The organism is Novosphingobium ginsenosidimutans (assembly GCF_007954425.1).
Taxonomy (GTDB): Bacteria; Pseudomonadota; Alphaproteobacteria; order Sphingomonadales; family Sphingomonadaceae; genus Novosphingobium; species Novosphingobium ginsenosidimutans.
Map to the genome: position 1 here is coordinate 131439 of NZ_CP042345.1, position 13819 is coordinate 145257.

At 63.9% G+C, this 13819-nt stretch carries 16 protein-coding genes; 8 read left to right on the plus strand and 8 right to left on the minus strand.

Annotation, left to right across the window (positions count from 1 at the left end; genetic code table 11):
• Window positions 1-159 precede the first annotated feature (159 nt).
• A complete protein-coding gene (locus FRF71_RS00590; protein WP_147088725.1) occupies window positions 160-681 on the minus strand; it encodes a hypothetical protein in 522 nt (173 codons plus the stop codon).
• Window positions 682-860: 179 nt separating this feature from the next.
• Here FRF71_RS00590 and FRF71_RS00595 point away from each other — a divergent pair, with 179 nt between their 5' ends.
• The 7 genes from FRF71_RS00595 to purQ all read left to right on the plus strand — a co-directional run bounded on the left by FRF71_RS00595 (window position 861) and on the right by purQ (window position 4569).
• Window positions 861-1550, plus strand: a complete 690-nt coding sequence (locus FRF71_RS00595; RefSeq protein ID WP_147088726.1) for a response regulator transcription factor — start codon at window positions 861-863, stop codon at window positions 1548-1550.
• A 65-nt stretch (window positions 1551-1615) separates the two neighbouring features.
• The gene (locus FRF71_RS00600) at window positions 1616-1945 is read left to right on the plus strand and encodes an ArsR/SmtB family transcription factor (protein WP_147088727.1); all 330 of its coding nucleotides are present in this window, start codon (window positions 1616-1618) and stop codon (window positions 1943-1945) included.
• On the plus strand, window positions 1942-2412 hold the full coding sequence (locus FRF71_RS00605; protein ID WP_147088728.1) for an ArsI/CadI family heavy metal resistance metalloenzyme: 471 nt from the start codon (window positions 1942-1944) through the stop codon (window positions 2410-2412). Before FRF71_RS00600 ends, FRF71_RS00605 begins: the two co-directional genes overlap by 4 nt.
• Window positions 2412-2915, plus strand: coding sequence for an arsenate reductase ArsC (locus FRF71_RS00610; RefSeq protein ID WP_147091472.1), 504 nt, complete (start codon window positions 2412-2414; stop codon window positions 2913-2915). The genes FRF71_RS00605 and FRF71_RS00610 overlap by 1 nt, the downstream gene beginning before the upstream one ends.
• Window positions 2912-3574 (plus strand): aquaporin, encoded by a 663-nt coding sequence (locus tag FRF71_RS00615; protein ID WP_147088729.1) that lies wholly within the window; start codon window positions 2912-2914, stop codon window positions 3572-3574. Before FRF71_RS00610 ends, FRF71_RS00615 begins: the two co-directional genes overlap by 4 nt.
• Window positions 3575-3658: 84 nt before the next feature.
• Window positions 3659-3895 (plus strand): phosphoribosylformylglycinamidine synthase subunit PurS, encoded by a 237-nt coding sequence (gene purS, locus FRF71_RS00620; protein ID WP_147088730.1) that lies wholly within the window; start codon window positions 3659-3661, stop codon window positions 3893-3895.
• A complete protein-coding gene (gene purQ / locus FRF71_RS00625; protein ID WP_147088731.1) occupies window positions 3892-4569 on the plus strand; it encodes a phosphoribosylformylglycinamidine synthase subunit PurQ in 678 nt (225 codons plus the stop codon). The genes purS and purQ overlap by 4 nt, the downstream gene beginning before the upstream one ends.
• A 16-nt stretch (window positions 4570-4585) precedes the next feature.
• On the opposite strand, the gene FRF71_RS00630 is transcribed toward purQ, so the two are convergent.
• The 6 genes from FRF71_RS00630 to glmU form a co-directional block, all read right to left on the minus strand.
• Window positions 4586-6889, minus strand: a complete 2304-nt coding sequence (locus FRF71_RS00630) for a putative bifunctional diguanylate cyclase/phosphodiesterase (RefSeq protein ID WP_147088732.1) — start codon at window positions 6887-6889, stop codon at window positions 4586-4588.
• 118 nt (window positions 6890-7007) lie between these two features.
• Window positions 7008-8831 carry a glutamine--fructose-6-phosphate transaminase (isomerizing) gene (glmS, locus tag FRF71_RS00635; protein WP_147088733.1) on the minus strand — a complete coding sequence of 608 codons (1824 nt, stop codon included), beginning with the start codon at window positions 8829-8831 and terminating at the stop codon, window positions 7008-7010.
• 15 nt (window positions 8832-8846) lie between these two features.
• Complete coding sequence (locus tag FRF71_RS00640) at window positions 8847-9212, minus strand: type II toxin-antitoxin system VapC family toxin (protein ID WP_147088734.1); 366 nt, start codon at window positions 9210-9212, stop codon at window positions 8847-8849.
• Window positions 9213-9215: 3 nt separating this feature from the next.
• Window positions 9216-9470 carry a ribbon-helix-helix protein, CopG family gene (locus FRF71_RS00645; protein ID WP_147088735.1) on the minus strand — a complete coding sequence of 85 codons (255 nt, stop codon included), beginning with the start codon at window positions 9468-9470 and terminating at the stop codon, window positions 9216-9218.
• Between the two features lie 42 nt (window positions 9471-9512).
• On the minus strand, window positions 9513-9902 hold the full coding sequence (locus FRF71_RS00650) for a VOC family protein (RefSeq protein WP_202878090.1): 390 nt from the start codon (window positions 9900-9902) through the stop codon (window positions 9513-9515).
• 30 nt (window positions 9903-9932) lie between these two features.
• A complete protein-coding gene (glmU, locus tag FRF71_RS00655) occupies window positions 9933-11285 on the minus strand; it encodes a bifunctional UDP-N-acetylglucosamine diphosphorylase/glucosamine-1-phosphate N-acetyltransferase GlmU (RefSeq protein WP_147088736.1) in 1353 nt (450 codons plus the stop codon).
• A gap of 59 nt (window positions 11286-11344) precedes the next feature.
• Here glmU and FRF71_RS00660 point away from each other — a divergent pair, with 59 nt between their 5' ends.
• Window positions 11345-12007 (plus strand): HAD-IA family hydrolase, encoded by a 663-nt coding sequence (locus FRF71_RS00660; protein ID WP_147088737.1) that lies wholly within the window; start codon window positions 11345-11347, stop codon window positions 12005-12007.
• Here FRF71_RS00660 and FRF71_RS00665 read toward each other — a convergent pair.
• Window positions 12004-13632: an OprO/OprP family phosphate-selective porin gene (locus tag FRF71_RS00665; RefSeq protein WP_147088738.1), complete on the minus strand. Its 1629-nt coding sequence runs from the start codon at window positions 13630-13632 to the stop codon at window positions 12004-12006. The genes FRF71_RS00660 and FRF71_RS00665 overlap by 4 nt on opposite strands.
• Window positions 13633-13819: the final 187 nt, after the last annotated feature.

Genomic DNA, 13819 nt, shown 5'->3' on the forward strand with positions numbered 1-13819 from the left:
ATGCCGGGCTCAGGGCTGATTGCGACATGCGAATCGCCCCCGTGCCGACCTCAAAGCCGCCACTAGGGATTGCATGTGTCGCTTGTGCGTAGGTTGGCTGACGCTAATGCGACAGCTATCTGACAGTGCGTCGGAACGCGCGGTATTGTGCGGGTAACGCTATTCGATAGCCGCGGAAGCCAGCACCGCCTGCCACTGCTGCCGCGTCTTTTCGGCCGGTTCGCCCTTGTGCAGAAAGCCGAGCAGGAACAGCGAGCGCTTGCCGGCGACGACTCGATACAGCGCAACCGGAGGATAGCCGGTCTGGCACCCGGTCGAGCGCCGTTCAAAGGTGGTCGAGCTTTCATCCGCTGCCACGGTTCGGAAAGTGCTGGCGCAGCGGCGCTGTCCTTCAGCCTGCAATTCGGCCACCCACTCGGCCACGCTGCGCACCTTCTTGTCGGGCGTGCGCGCGACGATCAGCAATGCCTCGGTCCAGTCCTTGGCAGACTTCCCTTCGATCGCGATCAAGTCCGTCACATAGCGCGGGTTCTTGTCGTTGAAGTCGATCATGCCCGGATCATTGGCATCGAATACCGCCTTGAGCTCAGGCGAAAGGCGGTGGTCGAACTTCAGTCGCTCGGCCTGCAGCGGGCTCGCCAGCAGGAGCGCACCCAGCAACGCGGCAAGACGAAACTTCATGGCAAATCATCCTCTCTCGGCCTCTCACTCTATGCCCGAAAAGCGGCAGATTCACGGGGATTTTTGTGACAGCTGTATGACAAGCACAGTCATCCGGCGGACCAGGACCGCCGTCACGAATCCGTCATGTAGCTGCGCCATGCTTGTCGAGAACAGTGTCCCGCCAAGAGCGCAAACCCATGCCCGCAAATGCAACCGTCCTGATCACCGCTCCGCCCCCAGCCTTGCTGCAGGGGCTCCGGCGCCGTCGTCCCGACCTGACGGTTGCGCCGCTCGAAGAAGGATTCCCGGAAGCCGTTCCCGGCCCGGTCTGGTGCTTTGTCGATTGGCTGCTGCCCGATCGCTCAGGCCTGGAGATGGTCCGCACCCTGCGCGAGGCGCGGGCCACACGCGACAGCCACATCACAATGGTGCTCGAAAGCCCCGAACCCGATGACAAGCGCCGCGCGCTGCGGGCCGGGGCGGATGACTACCTGGTTGGCCCGCTCAGCGCCGAACAACTGCTCGAACGATTGGCAACCTATGAGGCAAAGCCCGCCGCGCCATCAACGCCGCGCCGCAAGCTGGCCCACGGCGAGCTGGTGCTGGACCTAAACGCACATCAGGTCCGCTATCAGGGCCGCCTGCTGGTGTTGCGTCCCAATGAGCTGCGCTTGCTTGCCCACTTCCTTGAGCATCCCGATCAGGTCTTTTCGCGCACCGCGCTGATCGAGCGGATCGGCAAGGACGAAGAAGTCAGCGATGAGCGCACGGTCGATGTCTGGGTTGGCCGCCTGCGGCGCGCACTGGTCGCCCAGGGAGCGCCCGATCCGCTGCGTACCGTACGCTCGGCTGGCTACGTCCTCGATTCGCTGCCCGACACCAACTGACGCCAGCCATTGACAGCACCGCTCGATTCGATATTTCGATACTTATCGAATCATCGGAGCGACAGATGCAGGCCGAAACCGTAATTCGCGCGCTTGGCGCCCTGGCCCAAGAGCACCGCCTCGCCACCTTCCGCCTGTTGGTTGAGGCTGGACCGGATGGAATGGCCGCTGGTGCCTTGGCCGAAAAGCTGGGCCTGCCCGCCTCCTCGATGAGCTTTCACCTCGCCCAGCTCAGCCATGCCGGCCTGGTCACCCAGCGCCGCCAGAGCCGTTCGATCATCTACGCGGCCGACTATGCCGCGATGGGCAGCCTGATGGGCTACCTTACCGAAAACTGCTGCGGCGGCGCTGCCTGCGCGCCTGCGGCCACTGCCAGCGAAAGGAATGTCGCATGAAACGTTTCCACGTCCATGTCGGGGTCGACAATTTGGATGCCTCGATCGCCTTCTATTCTGGCCTGTTCGGTCAGGAGCCGAGCGTGGTGAAGCCCGACTATGCCAAGTGGATGCTGGAGGATCCGCGGGTCAACTTCGCGATCTCGCACAAGCAGACTGCCGCCAAGGGCATTGAGCACCTTGGCCTGCAAGTTGAGGATGAGCGCGAACTGGCCGAGGTCTATGGCCGGCTTGAAGCCGCAGGCCGCCCGGTGCTGGAGGAAGGCGCGACCAACTGCTGCTATGCCAGGAGCGAAAAGAGCTGGATCGCCGACCCGGATGGCGTCGTCTGGGAAGCCTTCCTGACCCACGGCGAAGCGACCTTCTATGGCGCGGGGCCCGATATGGCGGCTGTCGCCTCGGTCAATGCGGCTGCAGACGCTTGCTGCGCCCCGTCTGCGGCCACTGCAAAGCCCGCCTGCTGCTGATGGTTCAGGTGCGTTCGGTGCTGGTGCTGTGCACCGGCAATTCCGCCCGCTCGATCCTGGGCGAAGCCTTGTTCCGGCATCATGGTGCGGGCCGGTTGGAAGCCTATTCGGCTGGGAGCAAGCCCAAGGGTGTGCCGCACCCCGGCGCACTGCGGCTGCTGGCGCGCGAAGGCTTCGATCCCGGCAGCTTCCGCTCCAAAAGCTGGAACGAGTTTACCGGGCCCGATGCGCCAGAGATCGATCTGGCTATCACGGTCTGCGGCAATGCCGCCGGAGAGGCCTGCCCGGTCTTTCCCGGCAGCCCCTTGCGCGCCCACTGGGGCCTGCCCGATCCTGCCGATGTCGAGGGTGACGAGGCCGCAATCGATGCCGCCTTTGCCGAAACCTGGCGGCTGCTGTCGCTACGGGTAGAGGCCTTCTTCGCGCTCGATCTTGCTGCGCTCGACGCCAAGGCCGCCCAGGCCGAACTGGCGCGGATCGGAGCGATGGAGGGCGCGGCGTGAGCCCGTTTGCACAGAAGCTGCTGGGCGAAGGAGTCGGCAGCGCGATCCTGTTCGCAACGGTGGTCGGCTCCGGCATCATGGCGGAGAGCCTGGCCAGCGGAAACGTTGCCGTCGCGCTGCTTGGCAACACGCTGGCGACTGGGGCAATCCTCTATGTGCTGATCACCATGCTCGGGCCCGTTTCAGGCGCGCAGTTTAACCCGGCGGTGACGCTGGTGATGCGGCTCCGCGGCGACGGCAGCTGGACGGATGCGGCGGCCGTTGTCGCGGTGCAGATCGGCGCGGGGATCCTGGGCGTTTGGCTGGCCCACGCGATGTTCGACCTGCCGATTTTGCAGATATCTGCCAAGGCGCGGACTGGCCCTGGCCAATGGCTGGGCGAGTTCGTGGCGACCTTTGGCCTGGTGCTGACGATATTGGGCAGCCTGCGCCACAAGCCCGAAGCAGTACCTACCGCTGTCGCGCTGTTCATCGTTGCTGGCTATTGGTTCACCTCGTCCACCAGCTTTGCCAACCCGGCGATCACCATCGCGCGCAGTCTGAGCGACAGCTTCGCGGGTATCGCTCCCGCTGACGCGCCCGGTTTCATCGCCGCACAGCTGGCCGGAGCGCTGACCGCACACTTTACCGCCCGTGCGCTGTTCCCAGACCGGGGATGATTGGCGCACAAAGCTTGCCCCGGCGGCGTTCTGGCGGCATAGGCCCGCGCGACTCCTGAAGCCTCCAGTCCGAAAGGCCCTGTGATGAAGGTCCGCGTATTCGTCAGCCTCAAGAACGGGGTGCTCGACCCGCAGGGACGGGCGATCCACCACGCCATCGAAGGCCTGGGCATCCACGGCGTGGAGGATGTGCGTGCCGGCAAGATGATCGAGCTGGAAGTCGATGCCAGCGTCACCGACGCGCAGCTGGAAGAAATGGCCAGCAAGCTCCTGACCAATACGGTCATTGAGAACTACCGCATCGAACGGGTGCAGCCGTGAGCTTCCGTTCGGCCGTGATCACCTTCCCGGGTTCCAACTGCGACCGGGACATGGCCGATGCGCTGGAGAAAGTCTCTGGCACCGCGCCGCACCGCATCTGGCATGGCGACGCAGCCCTGCCCGATGGCTTGGACTTTATCGCCCTGCCTGGCGGCTTTTCCTATGGCGACTACCTGCGTTCCGGTGCGATGGCCGCGCGCAGCCCGATCATGCAGGCGGTAATTGCGGCCGCTGGCAAGGGCGTGCCGGTCCTGGGCGTGTGCAATGGCTTCCAGGTGCTGACCGAAGCAGGCCTGCTTCCCGGTGCGCTGATGCGCAATGCCGGGATTCGGTTCGTCTGCCGCGAAGTAAAGCTGAAGGTCGAGAACACGCAGAGCCTGTTCACCGCCGGCTACAACGCCGGGCAGGAAATCGTCATTCCCGTGGCACACCACGACGGCAACTATTTTGCCGATGCGGAAACCCTCGACCGGCTTGAAGGCGAAGGCCGCGTCGCGTTCCGTTATGCAGAGAAGGTCAACGGCTCGGCCCGCGACATTGCCGGGGTGCTCAATGCCGCCGGCAACGTGCTGGGCATGATGCCGCATCCTGAACGTGTGATCGAACCCGCCCACGGCGGCACTGATGGCCGCGCCCTGTTCGAAAGCGCGGTGCGAGGCCTGGTCGGGGCCTGACCCCTCGATCGCATTTCTAGACGGCCTGGCGCAGGTCCGTTTTGCCGAACAGCTGGCGCGCTTCGAGCGCGGGCATCGGCCGCCCAAAGTAGTAGCCCTGAATCTTGCGGCAGCCGAGGCTACGGACAATCTCCAGCTCGCGCTCGGTCTCGACGCCTTCAGCGGTGGTCGACATCTCAAGGCTGTCAGCCATGGCAACGACGGCGCGAATGATCGCAAGGCTCTCTGGATTGCCGGCAGCCGCACCCTGCACAAAGCTGCGATCAACCTTGATGGTCGAGAAGCGCAGGTTGCGGATATAGGCCAACGATGAATAGCCGGTGCCGAAGTCGTCGAGCGCAATGCCGCAGCCCAGCGCCATGATCTGTTCCAACGCCTGTCGGGCAAGGTTTGAATCGCGCAAGAAGATCGACTCAGTCACCTCGATCTCCAGCCGCTGAGCCGACAGGCCCGAGCTGGACAGCGCGGTCACCAGGGTCGGAATGAAGCTGGAATCGAGCAGCTGTTCGCCCGAAACGTTGACTGCCACCTTGACACCGACGGGCCAGCGCGCCGCCTCGTGGCAGGCCTCGCGCAGCACCCATTCGCCGATCGGCACGATCAGGCGGGTGTCTTCTGCCAGCGGAATGAACTTGGCCGGGCTGACGAAGCCATGATCCTCGCTGTTCCAGCGCAGCAGCGCTTCGAAGCTGACGATGGTCTCCTGGTTGGCATCGACTACCGGCTGATAGGCTAGCACGAACTCGTTCTTTTCCAACGCACGGCGCAGCGAGAACTCAAGCTTGCGGCGTTCCTCGGCATGGGCATGGAGCGAAGGTTCATAGCTGAAGTGCTGGCCGCCGCCCTCTTCCTTCGAGCGGTAGAGCGCAAGGTCGGCGTTGCGCATCAGCGTTTCGACCGTGTTGCCATCGCGCGGGCCGATCGCCGAACCGACACTGGCGCCAATGTACAGCGTATGGTGATCAACCTCATAGGGCTGCGACAGCAATTGGATCACGGTGGCAGCAACCTTTTCCAGGCGGCGTGGATCGGAGGCATCGCGGATCACGATCGCGAACTCGTCACCGCCAAGGCGGCCGCACAGCTCGTTGTCGGTCATGATCGACTTGAGCCGCTCGGACACGCGCGCCAGCAATTGGTCGCCCACAAGGTGGCCCAGCGTATCGTTGACCGCCTTGAACCGGTCGAGATCGATCATCATGAAGGCGCACCTTGTCCGCCACTGCGCGGCGTAGCGCAGCGCTTCACCCAGCGCTTCGGTCACCATCATGCGGTTGGGGAGACTGGTCAGCGTATCGAACCGCGCCATGTGGGCGATCTTTTCGGAACTCTCCCGCTGGGCGGTGACGTCCGAACCGACCCCGCGGAAGCCATCAAAGCCGCCCTTGTCATCGAACTTCGGCGTGCCAGACAGTTCCCACCAGCGCTGGGCGCCATTTATGTGCACGCGAACAATCAGGTTGGAAAAACTCTCACGGCGCTTCAGCCGTTCGGCCAGGTCGTGCAGGCTGGAAGGGAACTGGCCGGTTTCCCAGGCCGGTCCAGCAATCAGCTGGATAAACGGCTTGCCATCGATCTCCTCGGCGCTCTTGCCCAGCGCAAAGGCAAAGCGCGGACTGACCGAGCGGACCCGGCGAGAGGTATCGATCTGCCACAGCCAATCAGCCTCGCCCTCTTCGAATTCCCGCAGCAGCAGCGAGACCACCTCGTTCTTCTCGGCCATACCAGCTTCGGCAATGCGCGCGATCAGGAATGAGCGGGCGTTCTCGATTGACCCGACCACGATCACTGCCAGCCAAACGACCGTGACGATCGCCATCTCGAACTTTCCGGCCCACATCAGGCTGACGATCGCCCCGCCGCCGGCGATCCCGGCGAACAGCAGGTTGGCAAGCGGCACGGCCGGCAGCAGCACCGCCGAGGCGGTCAGCAGCATGGCCGTAATCGCCCACAGCTCCAGATGTGTCCCCGGATCGCCAAACGGCGCGAACACCGCCATCGGCACGACCCAGGCCAGGGCATTGGCCACCGAAGTGCGCGACTGGCGATCGACCTCGTCGCGCGACATGCGGCGCCGGTCAGCGTCGCTCAGCGTCTTGTCGATCATGCCGCCGTGGTACAGTGTCCCGATCAACAGCCCCATCCAGGCCACGATCAGGGCGAAATGAACCGTGCCAGCATAGAGCCAGCATACCCCGATCCCGGCAATCGCCTGGGCCAGGATCCGCGCGAAGGTGACGCGCGAGAGGTTCGAATACTGCAGGCCCCGTAGCCGGGTCCAGTCGGCATCATCTGGACTCGACAAGCCCAGCACTGCCATGACCGGCAGTTCGCGTGGCAATACCGAGGCAGGAGCTGTCGTTGCGTTCACCCGTCCCGAGTAGCTGCGAATCCTTAGCGCCCCGTAAACCGAGCCGCCCTTTTGCGGCGGTTTGCAGCTATTCGACCGTAACCGACTTGGCGAGGTTGCGGGGCTGATCGACATCCGTCCCCTTCACGCAAGCGACATGGTAGGCAATCAGCTGCACCGGCACGGCATAGACCAGCGGCGCAATGAGCGGATGGACGCGCGGCATCTCGATCGTCGCAAGGCAGCCCTCGCCTGCCTCGTCCAGCCCGGCACGGTCAGAAACGAGCACGATCTTGCCGCCGCGGGCGCGGACCTCCTGCATGTTCGAAACGGTCTTCTCGAACAGCGGGCCCGATGGCGCGAGGACGATCACGGGCACGGCCTCGTCAATCAGCGCGATCGGTCCATGCTTCATCTCACCCGATGCATAACCTTCTGCATGGATATAACTGATTTCTTTCAGCTTTAATGCTCCTTCGAGAGCCAGCGGATAGTCCGGCCCGCGCCCCAGATAAAGCACATCTCGCGCGGGGGCGATCAGGTGGGCCATGGCAGCAATGTCTGCATCGTGGGCAAGCGCCGCGTTGAGGCTGGCCGGCGCCTGAAGCAGATGGACCACCACTTCGGCCTCTTCGGCCCGGGTCATCCGCCCGCGCGCCACCGCCATGTGCGCCGCCAGCGCGGCCAGGACGGCAAGCTGGCAGGTAAAGGCCTTGGTACTGGCAACGCCAATTTCTGGTCCGGCGTGGGTCGGCAGCAGCAGGTCCGCTTCGCGCGCCATCGAGCTGGTCGGTACGTTGACTACCACGGCGATGGTCTGGCCATGCTGCTTGCAGTGGCGCAGCGCGGCAAGCGTATCGGCCGTCTCTCCGCTCTGCGAGATGAACAGTGCCAATCCGCCCGGCTCGAGCACAGGCTCACGATAGCGGAATTCGCTGGCGAAATCGATGTCGACCGGCAGCCGGGCAAACTGCTCGAACCAGTACTTTGCGACCATCCCGGCATAGTAGCTGGTCCCGCAAGCGACGATCGTCACGCGGTTGATAGTCGAAAGATCGAAATCGAACTGCGGCAGGGCCACGGTCTGGTCGACCTGGCGAATGTAGCTGGAGAGCGTCTGAGCCACCACGGTCGGCTGCTCGAAGATCTCCTTCTGCATGAAGTGGCGGTAGTTACCCTTCTCGATCGCCGCGGCCGACGCACCCGAGGTTGTGACCTCGCGGGTAACCGGGTTGTTGTCCTTGTCGTAGATCTGGGCGCCGTCGCGGGTCACCACCACCCAGTCACCTTCGTCGAGGTAGGCGATTTTCTGGGTCAGCGGCGCAAGCGCCAGGGCATCGGAGCCAAGGTAGGTTTCACCGTCGCCATAGCCGACGACCAGCGGCGAGCCGAGCCGCGCGCCGATCAGCATGTCCGGGTGTTCGCGGAAAGCTATCGCCAGGGCAAATGCGCCGCGCAGCTGCGGCAAGACCGCCTTGACCGCGTCCTCGGGACTCGCGCCACCTTCCACCGCTTCGGACAGCAGGTGAGCAACGACTTCGGTATCGGTCTCGCTTTCGAACTTGCGGCCGCGCGCAGTCAGCGCCTCGCGCAAGGGCTTGAAGTTCTCAATGATCCCGTTGTGAACCAGCGCCAGCACCTCGGTAGCGTGCGGGTGGGCATTGGCGGCAGTCGGCGCGCCGTGGGTGGCCCAGCGGGTGTGGGCAATGCCTACAGTGCCGGGCGCCGGATCGCGCGCCAGTTCCTTGACCAGATTGAACAGCTTGCCGGGAGCCCGGCGCCGGATCAGCTGACCATTGGCCATGGTGCAGATGCCGGACGAGTCATAGCCGCGGTACTCCATCCGCCGCAGGCCATCGACCAGCCGCTCTGCCACGTCTTCCTTGCCGACGATACCGATAATGCCGCACATGAAACTTGCTTTCGCTTAAAGGATATAGGGAACCCGGATGCCGGGCATTTCTGCCGGGAAATCCTTGGTGTTTCGGGTAATCAGGATCGCGCCGTTCACCTGTGCCGTGGCAAGGATAAAGGCGTCGAGCAGTTTCATGCGCGTGCGGTGCCGAATGTCCGCAGCCGCACTGGCAATCCGCGCGTCAATCTCGACAACTTCGAACGGGGCGATGGCCTGCTGAACAAGGTCGCGGCGCTCCAGGGCTTCGCCTGCCAGCACCTCGGTCCAGACGATCCGACTGATGCGGTGGCGGCGGTAGCGCGACAGCTCAGCCGCGGCCGGGGCGCGATCCTTGAGCCAATCGACCAGGATGTTGGTATCGAAGAACGGGTCCGACACAGATCAAAGGTCTTCGGATGGGGTGCGATCCTGGCGGATGGCACGTTGATATTCGACCCCGTCAGCAATGTCTTGACGATCCTTCCACAGGCCGGCCCCGCGTGTGATCCAGTCCTTGTTGCCGTCAGCAGGTGATTGCGCCTTGTAGGCACTGACCGCATCGCGCAGCACCGACGCGCGCGACTTGCCCTGTTCGGCAGCGCGAGCATCGAGCCACTTGATATCCTCTTCGGGCAGGTCGGCGAGAATGCGGGTCATTGATATACTGATATCATATCATGATATCATGTCAAGCCCATTCTAGTCGACCGGATCGATCCCCGGTGGATAGTATGAAATCTCGACTCGCAGGCCATCGGGGTCCGGAATGAATAAAGCTACGACGCCTTCGCCAAAGCGCTGCAACCGTGCTTCGTAGCCAGCACTATCCATAGCCTGCTTGATCGCTTCGACCACTTGAGAATCTGGCGCCTTGAAGCCCAGATGGTTGAGCCCCGGCGCATATCGGCCATAGTCTCCGGTGTCGGGGTAGGCTTCACGAAATTGCAGAAACAGCCCAAGTTCGTTCGACCAAATCCCTCGCCTTTTCTGCGCAAAGCCTAGCAAAGGCAGGACCAGGCCATAAAACCTGGCGGACTCGTCAAAGTCGCGGGACAGAATGGTTAGGTGATCAAGAGGCAGGCTTTGCATGGTCTCCAGATGGCACCTGTCGGCTCTCGTTCAACCCTGCTTCTCGGCCTTCTTCTTCTTCATCGCGTCGTGGAACCGGTCCGCCCAACCCGGCTTGACCAGCTGCTCGCCGCGCACGATCCGCAGTTCGCCGTCCATCACGTCGCGCGTCACGGCGCTGCCGGCGGCGACGATAGCGTCGGCACCGATCTTGACCGGGGCGACCAGCGCGGAGTTGGAGCCGATGAAGGCGCGTTCGCCGATAACCGTCTTGTATTTGAAATAGCCATCGTAATTGCAGGTAATCGTGCCTGCGCCAATGTTCGCCCCGGCCCCGACTTCGGCATCGCCGATATAGGCCAGGTGATTGGCCTTGGCGCCTTTGCCCATCGTCGCCTTCTTGACCTCGACAAAGTTGCCGACCTTGGCCTTCTCCTCCAGCACCGCACCGGGCCGCAAGCGAGCATAGGGGCCAACTTCAACACCGGTGGCAAGGCGCGCGCCTTCGATATGGCAGAAGCCGCGGATCTTTACCCCATCAGCCACGGAAACGCCGGGACCGAACACCACGTTGGGTTCAACCAGCACATCGCGGCCAAGCTTGGTATCCCAGGCAAACCAGACCGTTTCCGGCGCGACCAGCGAGGCGCCGTCATCCATGGCCTGGCGGCGGCGGCGCTGCTGCCAGCGGGCTTCCGCCTCGGCCAGTTCGGCCCGGCTGTTGATGCCCATGACTTCGGCCTCGTCGGTCTCGACCACGACGACCCGCGCGCCTTCGGCGATGGCATTGGTGGCAACATCGGGGAGGTAATATTCGCCCGCCGCATTGTCATTGCCGACCGCTTCCAGCAGCCGCCACATGTCATCGCTATGGGCGACGATCACGCCCGAATTGCACAGATTGACCGCGCGCTCTTCTTGGCTGGCATCCTTGTGCTCGACCATCTTGCGGACGGTGCCATCATGATCGGCGATGATCCGGCCATAGGCGGCGGTATCGTCTGGCCGGAAGCCCAGCACTGCCACCTTTGCGCCGGATGACAGCGCATCGCACAGCCGCCGCACCGTGCTTGCCGCCAGGAACGGTACGTCGCCGAAACAGACCAGCACCAGCCCCGAAAAATCGGCCAGTGCAGCCTTGGCCTGCAGCGCGGCGTGGGCCGTGCCAAGCTGCGGTTCCTGTACGACCACTTCCGAACCTGTCCCGGCCAGCGCGGCCTCGATCTGCTCACGCCGGTCTCCGGCTACGATCACCGTCCGCGCGACACCGACTGCGCCGATCGACCCAAGCAAGTGCAGCAGCATCGGATGGCCGGCGATCGGGTGGAGCACCTTGTGCAGGTCGCTCTTCATGCGGGTGCCCTTGCCCGCGGCAAGGACGATAACAGCAAGTGACTGGCTCATGCGCGTGCCATGCCACCAAATGCTTGCCGATTCCAGAACGCTGCACCACGGGGCTGGCGATGACTGCGATCCGCTTTGCCACCGTGGGCTTCGATCTCGACGGGACCCTGCTCGACACCTCGCGCGACTTGGGCGTGGCGCTGAACCATGCGCTGGCCAGCATCGACCGCCCACCAGTGCCCGATGCCCAGGTGATGAACCTGATCGGCGGCGGATCGGGGCTCATGCTGCGCCGCGCGCTGGCGCTGACCGGGGGTGACGACGGCATCGATTTCGATGCGCTGCGCCAGGTGCTGCTCGCCCACTACGAAGCCAACATCGCGGTTCACACTGCGCTCTATCCCGGCGGGGCAGCGATGCTTGACGCGCTGGACGCGTGCGGTGTCAGGATCGCGATGGTCACCAACAAGCCGCAGCACCTGGCGGTCAAGCTGCTGGGCGAACTGGGCCTGCTGGACCGCTTTGCCTGTGTAATCGGTGGCGGCGGCGGCTTTCCGTTGAAGCCCGCGCCCGATGCCTTGCACGCGATGGTCGAACGCTCAGGCGGCGGCGCGGCGGCCTATGTTGGGGACACGACATTCGACACCGGCGCGGCCCGCGCCGCCGGCCTGCCCTGCGTCGCGGTCAGCTTTGGCTTCAATGACCAGCCCGCACACGAGCTGGGCGCCGAAGCGGTGATCGACCACTTCGACACCCTGATCCCGGTGCTGGCGACGCTTTAGAAATCGAACTGCAGGCGGCTCTGCAGCACATTCACGCCGTAATTGCGCTGGTTGACCGGCAGGGTCGAAGCCGGATCGACGATCGCCGCCTGCGGCCCGCCCTCCACCTCTATGCGGCCATAATTCAGCATCAGCCGCAGGTAATCGTTGAGGTACCAGTTCACCCCGACGAGGTAGCTCGACTGGGTACCGCCCCGGCCCAAACGGGCGTTCAGCGCCGCGAGGCTAGTTGCTCCGGTGGCGAAATTGTTGGTCGGGCCGCTCACCAGATCTTCATCCGACAGGTCGAGATATTCGTAACGGCCAACAATCTGGATCGCCCCGGCCCCGCCCTTGCTGATCGGCTTCAGCACCTTGGTCCGCGTCCAGGTGCCGTCGCCGCGCTTGTAGCCTCGGGTATCGCCGGTCAGGAAATAGCCGACTTCACCATAGGCCCCGAAGAAGCCCGGATTGGTAACGGGCACGACCGCCGAGTTGCCGCCCGAGAAGGCATCGGTGCCAGTCGCGAGGTCACCCGCCTTGTACCCGCGGGCCTTCAACCACTGGGCTTCGCCCGCGACATGCAACGGACCGAAGATGCCAGCTGCTTCCACGCCCAGAATTGAATCGCCTTTCGCCGCAAAGCTGCCGGTATCGACGAACCGTACGTCAGTCAGCTGGCTGTTCGGCCGGGCGCGATAACGGGCCAGCTGGTTGGTTGAGGGCATGTTGGTTCCGGTTGAGGTGCCACCCGAAATGTTCGAGGCGAAATCGCGGTATTGGTAATTGACGCCGAGGTGGAGCTGTCCGCCCAACGCCTTCGGCATATAAGTCAGCCGCGCCGCGCCGATCCAGCCGTTGTTATCGAGGCTGCTATCGAGCGAGTGCGCCGCAAACAGACCGACTTCCGCGCGCCAATCGTCGTTTTTGCCCTTGTAGGCCACGGCAGCGCCAAGGCGGCGCGAATTGAGGAAGGCATCGTTGAACGAAGCGCGTTCCATGAAGGAAATGTAGTTGGAGCTGGTGATTTGCTCCATCCCGTCCATCGTTTCGAAGTTGCCGAAGCGCACTGTGATGGGAGCGTTCGCTGGCGAATAGGACACCAGGAAATCGGCCAAGGCGACGCTGCTGTTGGCAAAGTCGAACTCGGCCTTGTAGCCCAGGCCGCCCGGCATCGTCCCTTCTGCCCCCAAACGAACGCGGCGAACGCGCAGATTGCCGCCCAGGCTGGGGGTGGTCAGCGCGCCGGGTGAGGAGATCGTCCCGGCATCAAGATGCAGGCGCCCGCGCGGCTTGAAGCTCCAGCCGTCCTTGGTCGAAAGCTCCGGTGCGCCCTTCCAGTTGACGGCGAAGGCCGGTTCGGCGCTCTTCGCGGCCTTGGCGGCGCTGGCGGCATCGGTCTTGGCCGCTTCGGCCTGGGCGAGCGCGGCGGCGGCGCGGGCCTCGGCGCTTTCGGCGCGGGCCTTGGCGCTGTCGAGCTGGCCTTCAAGGCTATCGACCCGGGCCGCAAGCGCCTGCATCTGTGCGCGCATCGCGGCGAGTTCCTCGCGCATGGCGGCGTCTTCCTTGGCGCCGGCCAGGGCCGGACTGGCCCAGCCCAGCGAAACGGCAACGGCGATGGCGGAAATGCGCAGTCCGGTGTTCATGCCTTGAGTCCCTCGTGACAGTTTTGTTTCGATTCGCAGACGCATCTAGGACTTCTAGGTGACAGTTATTTGACAACTGCGCGTCCACTGCCGCTACGGCAACGCCAGCACCTTTCTACCCTGTTGAAAGCCGAGGAAAGCCGTGCCAGTGCAGCCCGCGCTTCCCCAGCGGGATCCAACAGATTTT

What these genes read in the sequence shown, in the direction of transcription:
- FRF71_RS00590 (WP_147088725.1), bottom strand. Translation starts at nt 681, where the DNA reads ATGAAGTTTCGTCTTGCCGCGTTGCTGGGTGCGCTCCTGCTGGCGAGC.
- FRF71_RS00595 (WP_147088726.1), top strand. Translation starts at nt 861, where the DNA reads ATGCCCGCAAATGCAACCGTCCTGATCACCGCTCCGCCCCCAGCCTTG.
- FRF71_RS00600 (WP_147088727.1), top strand. Translation starts at nt 1,616, where the DNA reads ATGCAGGCCGAAACCGTAATTCGCGCGCTTGGCGCCCTGGCCCAAGAG.
- FRF71_RS00605 (WP_147088728.1), top strand. Translation starts at nt 1,942, where the DNA reads ATGAAACGTTTCCACGTCCATGTCGGGGTCGACAATTTGGATGCCTCG.
- FRF71_RS00610 (WP_147091472.1), top strand. Translation starts at nt 2,412, where the DNA reads ATGGTTCAGGTGCGTTCGGTGCTGGTGCTGTGCACCGGCAATTCCGCC.
- purS (WP_147088730.1), top strand. Translation starts at nt 3,659, where the DNA reads ATGAAGGTCCGCGTATTCGTCAGCCTCAAGAACGGGGTGCTCGACCCG.
- FRF71_RS00630 (WP_147088732.1), bottom strand. Translation starts at nt 6,889, where the DNA reads ATGGCAGTGCTGGGCTTGTCGAGTCCAGATGATGCCGACTGGACCCGG.
- glmS (WP_147088733.1), bottom strand. Translation starts at nt 8,831, where the DNA reads ATGTGCGGCATTATCGGTATCGTCGGCAAGGAAGACGTGGCAGAGCGG.
- FRF71_RS00645 (WP_147088735.1), bottom strand. Translation starts at nt 9,470, where the DNA reads ATGACCCGCATTCTCGCCGACCTGCCCGAAGAGGATATCAAGTGGCTC.
- FRF71_RS00650 (WP_202878090.1), bottom strand. Translation starts at nt 9,902, where the DNA reads ATGCAAAGCCTGCCTCTTGATCACCTAACCATTCTGTCCCGCGACTTT.
- glmU (WP_147088736.1), bottom strand. Translation starts at nt 11,285, where the DNA reads ATGAGCCAGTCACTTGCTGTTATCGTCCTTGCCGCGGGCAAGGGCACC.
- FRF71_RS00660 (WP_147088737.1), top strand. Translation starts at nt 11,345, where the DNA reads ATGACTGCGATCCGCTTTGCCACCGTGGGCTTCGATCTCGACGGGACC.
- FRF71_RS00665 (WP_147088738.1), bottom strand. Translation starts at nt 13,632, where the DNA reads ATGAACACCGGACTGCGCATTTCCGCCATCGCCGTTGCCGTTTCGCTG.